This window comes from Streptomyces sp. NPDC101237 (genome assembly GCF_044767465.1).
Taxonomy (GTDB): domain Bacteria; phylum Actinomycetota; class Actinomycetes; order Streptomycetales; family Streptomycetaceae; genus Streptomyces; species Streptomyces gramineus.
Genome location: NZ_JBIWNY010000056.1, coordinates 1 through 16,577, shown reverse-complemented (window position 1 = coordinate 16,577; position 16,577 = coordinate 1). Strand labels below are relative to the sequence as shown.

Genomic DNA, 16,577 nt, shown 5'->3' with positions numbered 1-16,577 from the left:
CGCGCCGTGGTGGAGCTGTGGGCCGTGGCGGTCTCTATGGCCGGGCCCGGGGGGGGGGCCGCGGCCGCCGGCCCCGCGGCCCGACCACGGGCGGCGGGGGGGGTGCGCCCCCGGCCGCCCTTCGTCGTTCCCGCTACTGCTGCGGCGGCTCCTGCGGATAGCCGTAGCCGGGCTGCTGCTGCGGAGGCTGCGGCTGCGACTGCGGCTGCGCGGGATACGGCTGCCCCGGCTGCTGGGGCTGGGGCTGGGGACGGCCGTAGAGATCCTGCTGCGGAGGCTGTCCCGGCTGCTGCGGGTACGGCTGCTGCGGGTACGGCGGCGCGTACGGCTGCTGTCCGCCCGGGGGCGGCGGCGGCGCGTACTGCTGGGCGGGCAGCGGCTGTCCCGGCAGCGGCGGGGCCGCGACCGGCGGCGGGTTGCCGTCGCTGGTCCACAGGCCGTGCATCTGCTGGTGGCGTACGAAGTCCTCGGCGACCAACGCCGCGAGGTTGAAGTAGGCCTCCCGCACCTTGGGCCGCATCATGTCGAGGTCGACCTCGGCACCGGCGGACAGATGCTCGTCGAACGGCACGACCACGACACCACGGCAGCGGGTCTCGAAGTGCGCCACGATGTCCTCGACCTTGATCATCTTGCCGGTCTCGCGGACTCCGGAGATGACGGTGAGGGACCGGGACACCAGATCGGCGTAGCCGTGCGCGGACAGCCAGTCCAGGGTCGTACTGGCGCTGCTCGCCCCGTCCACGGACGGCGTCGAGATGATGATCAGCTGATCGGCGAGGTCCAGCACACCGCGCATGGCGCTGTAGAGCAGACCGGTGCCCGAGTCGGTGAGGATGATCGGGTACTGCTTGCCCAGGACGTCGATCGCGCGCCGGTAGTCCTCGTCGTTGAACGTGGTGGAGACGGCCGGGTCGACGTCGTTGGCGATGATCTCCAGACCGGACGAGGCCTGGGAGGTGAACCGCCGGATGTCCATGTACGAGTTGAGGTACGGGATCGCCTGGACCAGGTCGCGGATGGTGGCCCCGGTCTCGCGGCGCACCCGGCGGCCGAGCGTGCCGGCGTCCGGGTTGGCGTCGATGGCGAGGATCTTGTCCTGGCGCTCGGTGGCGAGCGTGGAGCCGAGGGCGGTGGTCGTGGTGGTCTTGCCGACGCCGCCCTTGAGGCTGATCACCGCTATCCGGTAGCAGGAGAGCACCGGCGTACGGATCAGGTCGAGCTTCCGCTGCCGTTCGGCCTCCTCCTTCTTGCCGCCGAGCTTGAACCGCGAGGGCACGGCACCGGGCCGGCCGCTCTTGGCCTTCTGCTTCTTGTTGTTGAGCAGCCGGTCGGAGGAGAGCTCGACGGCGGCGGTGTAACCCAGCGGCGCCGCACCGGGGTTGGTCATCTGCCGCTGGTCGTGCTGCATGGGCTGCGGCCAGGCGGCACCGATCCGCGGGTCGACGGGCGGCTGGGGGGCCTGCGGCGCCTGCGGTTCCGGCTGCTGGGGGTGCGGGGCCGGAACCGGGGGCTGCGCGGCGCGCGGGTCCTGGTGCGCAGGCTGCGGCTGTCCCGGCTGCGGGAAGCCGTAACCGGCGGGGCCGGCCGGGGGCATCGGAGGTTGCGCGGCGGGCTGCGGGAAGCCGTAACCGGCCGCCGGCGGCGCCTGGGGCACGGGCGCGCCGGGGTAGCCGTAGCCGTTCTGCGCGTCCGGAGCGGCCGCCTGCTGCGGCTGCGCGGCCGGGGGCACGGGGGGCTGGGCGGGCTGGACGCCGGGCTGCGGGAAGCCGTAGCCGTCCGGCGCCTGCGGCAAAACGGGGGCGTCCGGCTGCCGGCCGGAGGGCTGGTGCCAGGCGGCCGGCGCGGGCTGGGGAGCCTGCGGGGGCTGGAACGGCGGCTGCTGTACCGGCGCGCCGACCGGTTGCTGACCGGGTGCCGGCTGCGCGGGCCGGGCCGGCGGCGCGGGCTGGACCGGCCAGTCGTCGGCCGGTGCCGGGGCCGCGGGCTGGTAGGCCGGCGGCAGGGGCGGCACCACGGTGGGCGGTGCGGGCGGCGTCGGCGGCGGCGTCCAGGCGGCGGGCGGCGTGGTGGGTGCCGGAGGCGCGTCCTGCGGTGCGGGAGCGGGAGTTGCGGGCGCGTCCTGCGGTGCCGGCGCGGAGGCCGCGGCGGGCTGGGGCGCGGGGGCCGCGTCCTCGGGCTCGTCGGCGTCGTCGGGGGCCTCGGCGGCGGATGCCGGGGCGGGCGCTGAGGCGGGCGCGTCCTCGGCCTCGTCCTCCGCGCTGTCGTCGTCCTCGGCCTGGTGAGCCCGGTGAGCCTGGTCGTCCTGCTCGTCCTCGCGGTCGGCGGCGGCGACCGCGTCCCGGGGCTCGTCCTCCTCGGTGTCGTCCACCGGGGCTGCGTCCAGGGCCGGTTCGTCCGTGTCGCCGGAGTCGCGGTCGTCGAGGGAGGGCTCGTCGAGGGAGGGCTCGTCGAGGGAGGGCTCGTCCTCGGCGCCGTCCGCGTCGGCGCCGGGGTGCGACGAGGCGTCCGGGTCCTTGGCGACGCCCGCGCTCTTCGCGTCGGAGTCGACCAGGAGGGCGATGACGTCGGCCGCCGACCGGTCCTCGGCCTCGGCGTCCTTCTCCCGCGCCCCCTCGTCCCCGGCACGGGGCTGAGGGACCGTCTGGTCCGCGGAGGCCTTGGCGATGTCACGCTTCAGCGCGACGGCGGAGAACCGCATCGTCGCCCCGCTGTCCAGGTCGCCGTTGTCCGGCTCGGGCTCCGCTGCCGGTTCCCCGGGGGCGGGCCGCTGCGGTTCAAAACCGGCCGGCAGCTTCGGCACGGCGGTCGCACCGTCCGCAGGCAGTGCGGCAGGCGGTGCCGCGGGCGTGAAGGGTGCGGCGGGCGGCCCGGCGACCGGAGCCGGCGGAGCAGTCGGCGCTCCGGTGTCGGCGCTCGGCACCGGCGGTGCGAAGGGCGCACCCGGAGTCGCTACGGGCGGCGGAGCGAACGGGGCCGCCGGCGTCGACGCCGGAGGAGTGAAGGGTGCTCCCGGCGTTGACGCGGGCGCGGGTGTGAACGGTGCTCCCGGCGTCGACGCCCGCGGCGGAGTGAACGGCGCGCCGGGCGTCGCGGCAGGCGCGGACGCCGACGGAGCACCCGGCGCCGGCGCGGTCGGCGGGGTGAAGGGAGCGCCGGGAGCTGCGGTGGGCGGCGGAGTGAACGGCGCACCCGGAGTCGAGGCGGGCGGCGGCGTGAAGGGCGCGCCCGGGGTCGCGGCCGGCGGCGGGGTGAAGGGGGCTGCGGGAGCCGGTGCGGGCGCGGGGGTGAAGGGCCCGCCCGACCCCGGTGTTCCGCCGCCCTGCTGGGCGTGCGGCGGGGGAGTCAGCCCCGGGATCGGTGCTCCCGGAGGGAACGGCGAACGGGGCTGCGCGGGAGGCGTCGTAGCGGCACCGGACCCGGGGGCGCCCGCCTTCCCCGGCGCTCCCGCCGTGCCCGGCGTGCCGGTGCCGTCGGCCGCGTCCGGACCCGCCGCGGCGTTCTGCGTGTACCAGGCGGGCGGCGCGTAGTCGATCGTGAACTCGCCCGTCATCTCGTTGAGTGACTCCGCGTCGGGCTGGTCTTCGCCGGGTGTGGCCCAGCCCCCGCGGATCCCGTCCCGCTCGCTGCTCACAGTTCCTCCTGGTGTGGTCGAGCACCCTCATGCCGTGCCGGCGCGACGACCGTGTCGTGTCGTTCTCAGCATCCGTATTCGTTTGAGGTAGTCCGCTCCACCGGCTCTCCCCCTCGGGGCCCCGACGCCGCGTTCACGGTCCCGGCGTCGCGCTCCCCTCCCAGCCTAATCACCGGGAGCCGGACCTCGGCAGGCCCGTCCGTCCCAATACGGACGTCCACCTGGTCACACCATGCCCTGAACTCCTGTACACAGCTTTCGTATTGCCCAACAATCGGTGAACAAAAAGGGCAAGAGCCGTCAGTTCGGGCGCCAGTTGACGGCGTGAAGGCCGCGCTCCACCTCCATGGTGCCCTGATGGCGGCAGGGCGCGAGCGAGTGGTCACGGGGCGGGGGAGCGCGGGGTGGGCACGGCAAGCGCCCCGACCCTCCCGGACGTTCGGTCATGGGCGCGGCACGCGGCACAGGTCACGCGGCACGCCGGGGGGCGGGAGGGCGGCAGACATCCCACCCGGGCTTCGGCCCAACGGCCGCCCGTCCCGCACACAGTCCTCACCGTGTTCCGCGCACAGTCCTCACGGCTTCCCGCACACAGTCCTCACCGGCGGCAGATCCCCCGTGGGCGTCCCAGCCGCGACCCCGGCGCGGCCGGGTGGACGCGGGCGTGCCCGGCGCGGCGCTCGGCCTCAGGAAGAAGCAGGGCCCGGTCGCGGACCGGGCCCCGGCTCACTGGGCGGCCAGGCCGCCGTTGCGCTCGTTCGGCTCCAGGTCGAACTCTCCGTCCCGTGCCCCCAGTACGAAGGCACGCCACTCCGCCTCCGTGTACCGCAGCACGGTGTCCGGGTCCAGCGACGACCGCATCGCCACGGCCCCCTCGGGCAGGTAGGCGATCTCCACCCGCTCCTCGTCCTGCTCGGTGCCGGGCGCGCAGTGCCACTCGACGCCCGAGATGTCGAGCGCGTAGAGCTCGTCCCGTTCCCGCTCCTTGCGCGCCTTCATCTCCTCCGCCGTCTCGCTCATCCCGCGGCGACCCCTTCCCGACGATGATGCGTACCTGTGACCGCCACACTACTGGCGGTCGCCCTGTCCATGACGGCCGTGTGCCGACCCGCCGGTCGGCACTGGTACCCTGGTCGACGGCCGTTTGTGTACGCACCCCCGGAGTCCCCCGCGGACCCCTGAGGCCGCGCCCGACGGATCCCCGCCTCCCGAGTTGTGGAAGCTCCCCCGCGATGAAGACCGGGGGCGCTCGGAGGGCAATCACACCATGAGGAGTACGCGTGTCGCTCGACGCCGCAGTGAAGAAGCAGATCATCTCCGAGTTCGGCACCAAGGAAGGTGACACCGGCTCCCCCGAGGTCCAGGTCGCTCTGCTCTCCCGTCGGATCTCCGACCTGACGGAGCACCTCAAGACCCACAAGCACGACCACCACTCCCGCCGTGGTCTGCTGATCCTGGTCGGTCAGCGCCGCCGCCTCCTGCAGTACCTGGCGAAGAAGGACATCCAGCGCTTCCGTGCGCTGGTCGACCGCCTGGGCATCCGCCGCGGTGCGGCGGGCGCCAAGTAACACGCCGTGAAGGGAGCGGTTCCCGGAGAGACCCGGGACCGCTCCCTTTGCCGTACGTGCGGAAACGTGCGGAGTGTCACTCACGCTTTGTAGTGTGGTAGCACAACGCAATACGCACGACACAGCACGACAGCTGAGACAGCACGTCAGTGAACCAAGGAGAAGCGCACCCAAGCCGCCGCCGGTCCTCGGTAGTGGCCCCCGGGGGGAAGCGAGCCCCGGGTGCTTCGATCGAAGACCGGCCCGCACAGCACGGCGCGCTTCTCCGGGACCGTCCCCCTGCCACACGGGCAGACCGGGACAAAAGACGCAACGCAGACGAAAGTAACGGAGAAAACGCTAGTGGAGAACGAGACCCACTACGCCGAGGCCGTCATCGACAACGGCGCCTTCGGCACCCGCACCATCCGCTTCGAGACGGGCCGCCTGGCCAAGCAGGCCGCCGGCTCCGCCGTGGCGTACCTGGACGACGACACCATGGTGCTGTCGGCCACCACCGCCTCCAAGAACCCCAAGGACCAGCTCGACTTCTTCCCCCTCACGGTGGACGTCGAGGAGCGTATGTACGCGGCCGGGAAGATCCCCGGTTCCTTCTTCCGCCGCGAGGGCCGGCCCAGCGAGGACGCGATCCTCACCTGCCGCCTGATCGACCGCCCGCTGCGCCCGTCCTTCAAGAAGGGCCTGCGCAACGAGATCCAGGTCGTCGCCACCATCATGGCGCTCAACCCCGACCACCTGTACGACGTCGTCGCGATCAACGCCGCGTCCGCGTCCACCCAGCTGGCCGGTCTGCCCTTCTCCGGCCCGATCGGCGGCGTCCGCGTCGCGCTGATCAACGGCCAGTGGGTCGCGTTCCCGACGCACACCGAGCTCGAGGACGCCGTCTTCGACATGGTGGTCGCCGGCCGCGTCCTGGAGGACGGCGACGTCGCGATCATGATGGTCGAGGCCGAGGCCACCGAGAAGACCATCCAGCTGGTCAAGGGCGGCGCCGAGGCGCCGACCGAGGAGGTCGTCGCCTCCGGTCTGGACGCCGCGAAGCCCTTCATCAAGGTGCTCTGCAAGGCCCAGGCCGACCTCGCCGCCAAGGCCGCCAAGCCGACCGGCGAGTTCCCGGTCTTCCTGGACTACCAGGACGACGTCCTGGAGGCGCTCTCCGCCGCCGTCCGCCCCGAGCTCGCCGCCGCGCTGACCATCGCCGGCAAGCAGGAGCGCGAGGCCGAGCTGGACCGCGTCAAGGGTCTGGCCGCCGAGAAGCTCCTCCCGGAGTTCGAGGGCCGCGAGAAGGAGATCTCCGCCGCGTACCGCTCGCTCACCAAGCAGCTGGTCCGCGAGCGCGTGATCAAGGAGAAGAAGCGCATCGACGGCCGCGGTGTCACCGACATCCGCACCCTGGCCGCCGAGGTCGAGGCCATCCCGCGCGTGCACGGTTCGGCGCTGTTCGAGCGTGGCGAGACCCAGATCCTGGGCGTCACCACCCTCAACATGCTCCGGATGGAGCAGCAGCTGGACACCCTTTCCCCGGTGACCCGCAAGCGCTACATGCACAACTACAACTTCCCGCCGTACTCCACCGGCGAGACCGGCCGCGTCGGCTCCCCGAAGCGCCGCGAGATCGGCCACGGCGCCCTCGCCGAGCGCGCCCTGGTCCCGGTCCTGCCGACCCGCGAGGAGTTCCCCTACGCGATCCGTCAGGTGTCCGAGGCCCTCAGCTCCAACGGCTCGACGTCCATGGGCTCGGTCTGCGCCTCCACCATGTCGCTGCTGAACGCCGGTGTGCCGCTGAAGGCCCCGGTCGCCGGTATCGCCATGGGCCTGATCTCCCAGCAGATCGACGGCGAGACGCACTACGTCACCCTCACCGACATCCTCGGTGCGGAGGACGCCTTCGGTGACATGGACTTCAAGGTCGCCGGCACCAAGGAGTTCGTCACCGCCCTCCAGCTCGACACCAAGCTGGACGGCATCCCGGCCTCCGTCCTGGCCGCCGCCCTCAAGCAGGCCCGGGACGCCCGCCTCCACATCCTCGACGTGATGATGGAAGCGATCGACAAGCCGGACGAGATGTCCCCGAACGCCCCGCGGATCATCACCGTCAAGATCCCCGTGGACAAGATCGGCGAGGTCATCGGCCCCAAGGGCAAGATGATCAACCAGATCCAGGAGGACACCGGCGCCGAGATCACCATCGAGGACGACGGCACCATCTACATCGGTGCCGCCGACGGTCCGGCCGCCGAGGCCGCCCGCGCCACGATCAACGGCATCGCCAACCCGACGATGCCCGAGGTCGGCGAGCGCTACCTGGGCACGGTCGTGAAGACGACCACCTTCGGCGCGTTCGTCTCCCTGCTGCCCGGCAAGGACGGTCTGCTGCACATCTCGCAGATCCGCAAGCTCGCCGGCGGCAAGCGCGTGGAGAACGTCGAGGATGTCCTCGGCGTGGGCCAGAAGGTCCAGGTCGAGATCGCCGAGATCGACTCCCGCGGCAAGCTCTCCCTCATCCCCGTGGTCGAGGGCGAGGAAGAGGCTTCCACCGAGGACGCAAAGGACGACACCGACAAGTGACGTCGAGCAGCCCCACGACGACGGCCCGCACCTCCTCGGAGGCGCGGGCCGTCGCCCGTACCCAAACCCTGATCAAGGGCCAGAACGGCATCGGCACGGTCCGCAAGACCACCCTCCCCGGCGGCCTGCGCATCGTCACCGAGACCCTGCCCTCGGTGCGCTCCGCGACCTTCGGCATCTGGGCCCACGTCGGCTCCCGCGACGAGACCCCGACCCTGAACGGCGCCACGCACTACCTGGAGCACCTGCTCTTCAAGGGCACCGCGCGCCGCTCCGCCCTGGACATCTCCTCCGCCATGGACGCGGTCGGCGGCGAGATGAACGCGTTCACGGCGAAGGAGTACACGTGCTACTACGCACGCGTGCTCGACACCGACCTGCCGCTCGCCATCGACGTCGTCTGCGACATGCTCACGGGTTCCCTGATCCTGGAAGACGACGTCAACGTCGAGCGCGGCGCGATCCTCGAAGAGATCGCCATGACCGAGGACGACCCCGGCGACTGCGTGCACGACCTGTTCGCGCACACCATGTTCGGCGACAACCCCCTCGGCCGCCCGGTCCTCGGCACCGTCGACACCGTCAACGCCCTCACCGCCGACCGTATCCGCCGCTTCTACAAGAAGCACTACGACCCCACCCACCTGGTGGTCGCGGCGGCCGGCAACATCGACCACGCCAAGGTCGTACGACAGGTCCGCGCGGCCTTCGAGAAGGCCGGCGCCTTCCGGACCGCCGAGGCCGCCCCCATCAGCCCGCGCGAGGGACGCCGCACCATCCGCACCGCCGGACGCGTCGAACTCCTCGGCCGCAAGACCGAGCAGGCACACGTCGTCCTCGGCATGCCCGGCCTGCCCCGCACCGACGACCGGCGGTGGGCGCTCGGCGTGCTCAACACCGCCCTCGGCGGCGGCATGTCCTCCCGGCTCTTCCAGGAGGTCCGCGAGAAGCGCGGCCTGGCCTACAGCGTGTACTCCTACACCTCGGGCTTCGCCGACTGTGGTCTGTTCGGCGTCTACGCGGGCTGCCGGCCCTCGCAGGTCCACGACGTCCTCACGATCTGCCGGGACGAACTGGACCGGGTCGCCGAGCACGGCCTGCCCGACGAGGAGATCGACCGCGCCGTCGGCCAGCTCCGGGGCTCCACGGTGCTCGGCCTGGAGGACACCGGTGCGCTGATGAACCGTATCGGCAAGAGCGAGCTGTGCTGGGGCGAGCAGATGTCCGTCGACGACATGCTGGCCCGGATAGCCGCAGTCACCCCGGACGAGGTCCGCTCCGTGGCCCGCGACATCCTGGGACAGCGCCCGTCGCTGTCGGTCATCGGCCCGCTCAACGACAAACAGGCCGCCCGCCTGCACGACGCCGTCGCCTGACACACCACCGGTAAGGAACGAAGAAGATGAGCAAGCTGCGCGTGGCGGTCCTCGGCGCCCGGGGCCGTATCGGCTCCGAGGCCGTCAAGGCCGTCGAGGCCGCCGAGGACATGGAGCTGGTCGCCGCCCTCGGCCGGGGCGACAAGCTGGAGGCGCTGGCCGACACCGGCGCCCAGGTCGCGGTCGAACTGACCACGCCCGCCTCGGTGATGGGCAACCTCGACTTCTGCGTGCGGCACGGCATCCACGCCGTCGTCGGCACGACGGGCTGGACCGAGGAACGCCTCGCGCAGCTCACCGGCTGGCTGGAGCGGTCCCCGGAGACCGGCGTGCTCATCGCCCCGAACTTCTCCATCGGCGCCGTGCTGACGATGAAGTTCGCGCAGATCGCCGCACCGTACTTCGAGTCGGTGGAGATCGTCGAACTCCACCACCCGAACAAGGTGGACGCGCCGAGCGGCACCGCCACGCGCACGGCACAGCTCATCGCCGAGGCCCGCCGCGCGGCCGGCACCGCACCGGCCCCGGACGCCACGGTCACCGCCCTGGACGGCGCCCGCGGCGCCGACGTCGACGGCGTCCCCGTCCACGCCGTCCGCCTGCGCGGCCTCCTCGCCCACCAGGAGGTCCTGCTCGGCGGCGAGGGCGAGACCCTCACAGTCCGGCACGACTCCCTGCACCACAGCAGCTTCATGCCGGGCATCCTGCTCGGCGCCCGCCGCGTGGTCACCGCTCCGGGCCTGACCTTCGGTCTGGAAAACTTCCTGGACCTGGGCTGATTCGAGGCCTCTGACATGCGCGCGAAGCTCTCCTACGCCCTCACGGCCGCCGTCCTGGTCTTCTACTTCGTCCTCGTCGGCAGCCGGGGCGTGATGCTCATCCAGACCGGCACGGTCCTCACCGTCACCTTCGGGGTGGCGGTGCTGATCCTGCCGGTCATCGGCCTGTGGTTCCTGTGGAAGAACACCCAGTTCGTCCGCCGCGCCAACGCCCTCGCCGCGGAACTCGACGCCGAGGGCGGCCTGCCCGTGGACGAGCTGAAGCGCACCCCCGGCGGCCGCATCGACCGGGACTCCGCCGACGAGGTCTTCGCCAAGCGCAAGGCCGAGACCGAGGCCGCTCCCGACGACTGGCGCAGCTGGTTCCGGCTCGCCGTCGCCTACCACGACGCCCGGGACACCCCGCGCGCCCGCAAGGCCATGCAGCGCGCCATCGCCCTGCACGACGGCAGGCCGCTGCCGGCCTGACCGACGGCCCGCACATGCGGCTGGGGCCGGTCCGCCCGTGCGGACCGGCCCCAGCCGCATGTCAGTGGACGCGCTCAGCCGCGGCCGTACTCCGCCGCCCACGCCTCCACCGCGTCCGCGGCCCGGTCGAAGGCCGAGGCCCGGCCCAGGAAGTCCAGCCCGTGCGTGGTCAGCAGGGGGTCCGTGTCCGCCACCGGACGGTCCTTGCGGACGAGGGTCAGCGCCTGCCCCTGCACGGTGCGCGGCAGTCCCAGCCAGCGCACCGGCTGCTGCGCGGTCCGCACCGAGACGACCCGCTTCCAGGGCACCGTCCGGGTCTGGAGCAGGCCGATCTGGCGCACGCCGCGCGCGCTCACCCACACGCCCATGCGCAGTATCCGCAGCGCGGCGGCGATGATCAGCAGCGCGACGCAGAGGACCGCGGTGGCGGGGGACAGGGAGCCGGTCAGCGCCAGCGCGACCGCGGCGAACAGCACGAACGAGGCGAGCAGCAACCACAGGGCGGCTCCGCCGACCCGCCACGGCCCCGGACGGTAGGGGCGCCGCCAGCGGTCCCGGTCGTCGTAGGGCAGCGGGCTGTCGAGCGCCGCCTCATCGGTGCGGTCGGCCATCAGGAAGGGCAGGGGCACGGCTGGTCCTCACTCAATCCATGCATGGGCTGTGCCCGGTGAGGCTATCCGCCCGTGTCCCCGCCCACCACTCGCGGGGGGCCGGAAGAGTCAGTGCCCCTGAGAGGCCTGCGACTGCTGGGTCCCGGTGTCCGACGGCGTGGACAGCGCGGGCATGCCCACGACCAGCGAACCCACCACCCCGGCGACGAGGGTGAGCCCGAGCAGCCAGCGCCCGGTGATCTGACTCACGGACGACCGCTGGCGGGGCGGGGGCGTGACATTGCTGCGGAACCGGTCGGCTTCGGCGACGAAGGCGAAGGGCACGGGCTCGCGCCGGCGGAACATCGGAGTGTCTCCTCTCGGGAGCTGGCGGAGGTGTGAGCACCACGGGACGGGATCGAACGCACCGTCCTCACCCCTACAGACGCACGAACGCACCGTTAGGTGCCCGGTTGCCCCGAATTCACAGAACTTCACCGAAGTTCGCCGAAGATGTCGCGCCTCGCCGCCGAACGGCCCGTTGTCGGTGCCGGGCCGTAGAGTGGGCGCCGCCCGAGAGAAGTGATGGAAGGACCCTCCGAGCCGTGACCGACACCCCCGCCGACGACCTCAAGCCCAGTTTCCGCAGCGAAGTCACCGTCGAGCTGGTCAAGCACAGCGCGACCGACTCCGACGTGCTGTGGGCCGCCCGGGTCTCCACCGCCGGCGAGCAGTCCCTGGACGAGCTGAAGAAGGACCCGGAGCGTTCCAAGGGCCTGATCAACTACCTCATGCGCGACCGGCACGGCAGCCCCTTCGAGCACAACTCGATGACCTTCTTCATCAGCGCCCCGATCTTCGTCTTCCGCGAGTTCATGCGGCACCGCGTGGGCTGGTGCATCGCCGGGGACACGGAGATCACGCTGGAGAGCGAGGCCGGCCACCTGCGCCGGCGCACCATCGCCGAGCTGTACAAGCTCTGGCACGCGGGTGTCGAGGACCGCCTGCCGCACTCGGCCGGGGGAGTGACCTGGCACAGCCGAGCGGGCAAGTGGATGGCACAGGTGAGGCGCGCAGAGACCAACCACTACCTCGGGCTGTACGAAAACCGGGAGGCGGCCGAGTCCGCCGTGGCCGAGTTCAGGGAGCTGCATCCCGGCACCCGGATCCCCAGGCTCGAACCGGTGCGCCGCAACCACGTGCGCTGCTACGACGAGGAGACCCTCCTCGCCCAGCGGGCGAGGATCGTCGATGTGATCGAATCGGGCGTCAAGGAGCTCGTCAAGATCACCACCGCCTCCGGAAAGACGCTCCGCTGCACCGTCGACCACGCCCTGTTCACTCCCGAGGGCTGGTGCAAGGCGGGGGAGCTGTCGGTCGGGGACGCCGTACTCGTCTCCGGCACCGCGCCACGCCCGTCGGAGGCCTTGGTCCCGCCGAGCCTGCGGCGCGGCATCGGCGTGTGGACCTCCATGCAGCGCGAGAGGCTCATCAAGGAGTTCGACACCTGCCACCTCTGCGGCCATGACTTTCCGCGGGAGCAGCTGGCCCTGGACCATGTCGTCCCGGTGGCGGGTGACCTGCTCCAGGCCCTCGACGAGAAGAACCTCGCCCCCGCCTGCGAGCCGTGCCACGCGATGAAGAGCGCGGGAGAGCAGGCCCTGGCCCGGCGCGGCGGAGAGGTCGCCAAGGCGGTGCCGGACCGGATCGTCTCGATCGAGGCCGCCGGCGAGGAGATGACCTACGACCTCTCCGTCGAGGGCCCGTGGCACAACTTCCTGGCGAACGACTTCGTCGTACACAACTCGTACAACGAGGAGTCCGGACGGTACCGGGAGCTGCAGCCGGTCTTCTACCTCCCCGGAGAGGACCGCAAGCTGGTCCAGCAGGGCCGGCCCGGCAAGTACGAGTTCGTGGCGGGCACCGAGGCTCAGCAGGAGCTCGTGGACCGGTCGATGCAGGAGTCGTACATCCAGGCCTACGACGCCTACCAGGAGATGCTCGCCGCCGGCGTCGCCCGCGAGGTGGCCCGCGCGGTGCTGCCCGTCGGCCTGTTCTCCTCGATGTACGCCACCTGCAACGCCCGCTCGCTGATGCACTTCCTCGGCCTGCGCACCCAGCACGAGCTGGCCAAGGTGCCGTCCTTCCCGCAGCGGGAGATCGAGATGGTCGGCGAGAAGATGGAGGCGGAGTGGGCCCGGCTCATGCCGCTCACCCACGCGGCCTTCAACGCCAACGGCCGGGTCGCGCCGTAAACCGTGCGTCTTGTCGTGCTCGGAACAGATGTGCGGATCAGCCTGGCGAAGTGTCCGTATTGCGGCATTTAGAGAAGTTCATCTAGCCTGATCAAACGGACCCGGCACTGCTTGAACCCCCGAGCAGGCAGTGCCGGGCTCCGCATTTGTCCGGACTTTCCCCGTACCCCAAGGGCAGACCGCGCCGTGAGCACCGAGTAGCGTGTAACCCATGGCTCCGACCTCCACTCCGCAGACCCCCTTCGGGCGGGTCCTCACCGCCATGGTCACGCCCTTCACGGCGGACGGCGCACTCGACCTAGACGGCGCGCAGCGGCTCGCAACCCACCTGGTGGACGCAGGCAACGACGGCCTGATCATCAACGGCACCACCGGTGAGTCGCCCACCACCAGCGATGCGGAGAAATCGGAACTCGTCCGGGCCGTCGTGGCGGCGGTCGGCGACCGCGCCCACGTCCTGGCCGGTGTCGGCACCAACGACACCCAGCACAGCATCGAGCTCGCCCGCCAGGCCGAGCGCGACGGCGCGCACGGCCTGCTGGTCGTCACGCCGTACTACAACAAGCCCCCGCAGGAGGGTCTGTACCGGCACTTCACCGCCATCGCCGACACCACCGGCCTGCCGGTCATGCTCTACGACATCCCCGGCCGCAGCGGCGTCCCGATCAGCACCGAGACGTTCGTCCGGCTGGCCGAGCACCCGAGGATCGTCGCCAACAAGGACGCCAAGGGCGACCTCGGCCGAGCCGGCTGGGCCATCGCCCGGTCGGGCCTGGCCTGGTACTCCGGCGACGACATGCTCAACCTGCCGCTGCTCTCCGTGGGCGCCGTCGGCTTCGTCTCGGTCGTCGGCCACCTGGTCACCCCCGACCTCAGGGCCCTCGTGGAGGCCTTCACCTCCGGTGACGTGCAGAAGGCCGCGGAGATCCACCAGAAGCTGCTCCCGGTCTACACCGGCATGTTCCGCACCCAGGGCGTCATGACGACCAAGGCCGCGCTCAGCCTCCAGGGCCTGCCTGCCGGGCCGCTGCGCGCGCCCATGGTCGAATGTTCGGCCGAGGAGATCGCCCAGCTCAAGATCGATCTTGCTGCCGGCGGGGTACAGCTCTGACAACAGACTTTGCGCGGACGTCCGCGTAGCAACGCTTGACAACTGAATACGGCGGGACACCGGTGCCCGCATCCCACATCGACAACTGCTTATGCACGAACGTCACGCGCGCCACGTGCCCGACCGGTACGTGGCGTGCGTGGTGAGGAGAGTCTTTTGAGTCATCCGCATCCTGAACTCGGCCCGCCGCCCAAGCTCCCCGAAGGCGCCCTGCGCGTCACCCCGCTCGGCGGGCTCGGCGAGATCGGCCGAAACATGACCGTCTTCGAGTACGGCGGCCGCCTGCTGATCGTCGACTGCGGAGTGCTCTTCCCCGAGGAGGAGCAGCCCGGAATCGACCTGATCCTGCCGGACTTCACGTCCGTCCGGGACCGCCTCGACGACATCGAGGGCATCGTCCTCACCCACGGTCACGAGGACCACATCGGCGGCGTCCCCTTTCTGCTCCGCGAGAAGCCGGACATCCCGCTCATCGGCTCCAAGCTGACCCTCGCCCTCATCGAGGCGAAGCTCCAGGAGCACCGCATCCGCCCGTACACCCTGGAGGTGGCGGAGGGCCAGCGCGAGCGCATCGGACCCTTCGACTGCGAGTTCGTCGCCGTCAACCACTCCATCCCGGACGCGCTGGCCGTGGCCATCCGCACCCCGGCGGGCATGGTGGTGCACACCGGCGACTTCAAGATGGACCAGCTCCCGCTGGACCACCGCCTCACGGACCTGCACGCGTTCGCCCGGCTGAGCGAGGAAGGCATCGACCTTCTGCTCGCCGACTCGACCAACGCCGAGGTGCCGGGATTCGTCCCGCCCGAGCGGGATATCTCCAACGTCCTGCGGCAGGTCTTCGCCGACGCCCGCAAGCGGATCATCGTGGCGAGCTTCGCCAGCCACGTGCACCGCATCCAGCAGATCCTGGACGCCGCCCACGAGTACGGCCGCCGGGTCGCCTTCGTCGGCCGCTCCATGGTCCGCAACATGGGCATCGCCCGGGACCTCGGCTATCTCAAGGTCCCGCCGGGTCTCGTGGTGGACGTGAAGACACTGGACGACCTCCCGGACAGCCAGGTGGTCCTGGTCTGCACGGGCTCCCAGGGCGAACCGATGGCCGCCCTGTCCCGGATGGCCAACCGCGACCACCAGATCCGCATCGTCGACGGCGACACGGTCATCCTGGCGTCCTCGCTGATCCCCGGGAACGAGAACGCGGTCTACCGCGTCATCAACGGCCTGACCCGCTGGGGCGCCGACGTCGTCCACAAGGGCAACGCCAAGGTGCACGTCTCCGGCCACGCCTCCGCCGGCGAGCTGCTGTACTTCTACAACATCTGCCGGCCGAAGAACCTGATGCCGGTGCACGGCGAATGGCGCCACCTACGGGCCAACGCCGAGCTGGGCGCCCTGACGGGCATCCCGCACGACCGCATCGTCATCGCCGAGGACGGCGTGGTCGTCGACCTGGTCGAGGGCAAGGCCAAGATCTCCGGCAAGGTCCAGGCCGGCTACGTGTACGTCGACGGGCTCTCCGTCGGCGACGTCGGTGAACCGGCCCTGAAGGACCGCAAGATCCTCGGAGACGAGGGCATCATCTCGGTCTTCGTGGTGGTCGACTCCTCCACCGGCAAGATCACGGGCGGCCCGCACGTCCAGGCCCGCGGCTCCGGGATCGACGACTCGGCGTTCGCCGCCGTCGTCCCGAAGATCTCGGAGGTCCTGGAACGCTCGGCCCAGGACGGCGTGGTGGAGCCCCACCAGCTCCAGCAACTCATCCGCAGGACCCTGGGCAAGTGGGTCTCCGACACGTATCGCCGCAGGCCGATGATCCTGCCGGTGGTCGTGGAGGTCTGACCCTCCCAAGCGTCAACCAGGAGCGGGGGGGGGGGGGGGGGGGGGGGGGGGCCCCCCCCCCCGGGGGGGGGGGGGCGCCCCCCCCCCCCCCCCCCCCCCCCGCTCCAGTACGTTTACGGCTCCGCCCAGCCGGGAACCCCAGTGCCTCATGGACTGGATCCGGTTCTCCCGGACCGGGTGGAAATTCCGACTCAGAACTTCTGATAAAGTCGGAGCCGCCGGAAAGGGAAACGCGAGAGCGGAAACCTGGAAAGCACCGAGGAAATCGGGTCGAAAAAAGATCTGATAGACTCGGAAACGCAAGAACGAAGGGAAGCCCGGAGGAAAGCCCGAGAGGGTGAGTACAAAGGAAGCGACCGTTCCTTGAGAACTCAACAGCGTGCCAA

At 71.2% G+C, this 16,577-nt stretch carries 12 protein-coding genes and 2 pseudogenes; 9 read left to right on the top strand and 5 right to left on the bottom strand.

Features of this window, described 5'->3' with window-relative positions; translation table 11 throughout:
• Window positions 1-133 precede the first annotated feature (133 nt).
• From ACIRQ9_RS39890 to ACIRQ9_RS39880, 3 genes and pseudogenes are all read right to left on the bottom strand, one after another.
• Window positions 134-2,803 (bottom strand): AAA family ATPase, encoded by a 2,670-nt coding sequence (locus ACIRQ9_RS39890; RefSeq protein WP_404185554.1) that lies wholly within the window; start codon window positions 2,801-2,803, stop codon window positions 134-136.
• A 702-nt stretch (window positions 2,804-3,505) separates the two neighbouring features.
• Window positions 3,506-3,634 (bottom strand): annotated as a pseudogene (locus ACIRQ9_RS39885) (SCO5717 family growth-regulating ATPase); the annotation flags it as partial.
• Between the two features lie 726 nt (window positions 3,635-4,360).
• Entirely contained in the window at window positions 4,361-4,654 is a 294-nt protein-coding gene (locus tag ACIRQ9_RS39880) for a DUF397 domain-containing protein (RefSeq protein ID WP_123973668.1), read from the bottom strand.
• A 260-nt stretch (window positions 4,655-4,914) separates the two neighbouring features.
• Here ACIRQ9_RS39880 and rpsO point away from each other — a divergent pair, with 260 nt between their 5' ends.
• The 5 genes from rpsO to ACIRQ9_RS39855 all read left to right on the top strand — a co-directional run bounded on the left by rpsO (window position 4,915) and on the right by ACIRQ9_RS39855 (window position 10,393).
• On the top strand, window positions 4,915-5,202 hold the full coding sequence (rpsO, locus tag ACIRQ9_RS39875; protein WP_004924725.1) for a 30S ribosomal protein S15: 288 nt from the start codon (window positions 4,915-4,917) through the stop codon (window positions 5,200-5,202).
• 342 nt (window positions 5,203-5,544) lie between these two features.
• Window positions 5,545-7,770, top strand: a complete 2,226-nt coding sequence (locus ACIRQ9_RS39870) for a polyribonucleotide nucleotidyltransferase (protein WP_404185547.1) — start codon at window positions 5,545-5,547, stop codon at window positions 7,768-7,770.
• Complete coding sequence (locus tag ACIRQ9_RS39865; RefSeq protein ID WP_404185544.1) at window positions 7,767-9,146, top strand: M16 family metallopeptidase; 1,380 nt, start codon at window positions 7,767-7,769, stop codon at window positions 9,144-9,146. Before ACIRQ9_RS39870 ends, ACIRQ9_RS39865 begins: the two co-directional genes overlap by 4 nt.
• Before the next feature lie 26 nt (window positions 9,147-9,172).
• Complete coding sequence (gene dapB / locus ACIRQ9_RS39860; RefSeq protein ID WP_404185541.1) at window positions 9,173-9,925, top strand: 4-hydroxy-tetrahydrodipicolinate reductase; 753 nt, start codon at window positions 9,173-9,175, stop codon at window positions 9,923-9,925.
• A gap of 15 nt (window positions 9,926-9,940) precedes the next feature.
• Entirely contained in the window at window positions 9,941-10,393 is a 453-nt protein-coding gene (locus tag ACIRQ9_RS39855; protein WP_404185538.1) for a hypothetical protein, read from the top strand.
• 74 nt (window positions 10,394-10,467) lie between these two features.
• Here the strand turns inward: ACIRQ9_RS39855 and ACIRQ9_RS39850 are convergent, their stop codons facing one another.
• Together ACIRQ9_RS39850 and ACIRQ9_RS39845 are read right to left on the bottom strand one after the other, a co-directional pair.
• Window positions 10,468-11,022 (bottom strand): hypothetical protein, encoded by a 555-nt coding sequence (locus ACIRQ9_RS39850; protein ID WP_404185536.1) that lies wholly within the window; start codon window positions 11,020-11,022, stop codon window positions 10,468-10,470.
• A 90-nt stretch (window positions 11,023-11,112) separates the two neighbouring features.
• Window positions 11,113-11,349, bottom strand: a complete 237-nt coding sequence (locus ACIRQ9_RS39845; protein ID WP_351323628.1) for a hypothetical protein — start codon at window positions 11,347-11,349, stop codon at window positions 11,113-11,115.
• Between the two features lie 239 nt (window positions 11,350-11,588).
• Here ACIRQ9_RS39845 and ACIRQ9_RS39840 point away from each other — a divergent pair.
• From ACIRQ9_RS39840 to ACIRQ9_RS39825, 4 genes and pseudogenes are all read left to right on the top strand, one after another.
• Window positions 11,589-11,879, top strand: a pseudogene (locus tag ACIRQ9_RS39840) (FAD-dependent thymidylate synthase); the annotation flags it as partial.
• Window positions 11,859-13,238 (top strand): FAD-dependent thymidylate synthase, encoded by a 1,380-nt coding sequence (thyX, locus tag ACIRQ9_RS39835; RefSeq protein WP_404185551.1) that lies wholly within the window; start codon window positions 11,859-11,861, stop codon window positions 13,236-13,238. The pseudogene ACIRQ9_RS39840 and the gene thyX, both read left to right, overlap by 21 nt.
• Before the next feature lie 211 nt (window positions 13,239-13,449).
• Window positions 13,450-14,349, top strand: a complete 900-nt coding sequence (gene dapA, locus ACIRQ9_RS39830) for a 4-hydroxy-tetrahydrodipicolinate synthase (protein ID WP_404185533.1) — start codon at window positions 13,450-13,452, stop codon at window positions 14,347-14,349.
• Between the two features lie 156 nt (window positions 14,350-14,505).
• The gene (locus ACIRQ9_RS39825) at window positions 14,506-16,191 is read left to right on the top strand and encodes a ribonuclease J (protein ID WP_404185530.1); all 1,686 of its coding nucleotides are present in this window, start codon (window positions 14,506-14,508) and stop codon (window positions 16,189-16,191) included.
• Window positions 16,192-16,577: the final 386 nt, after the last annotated feature.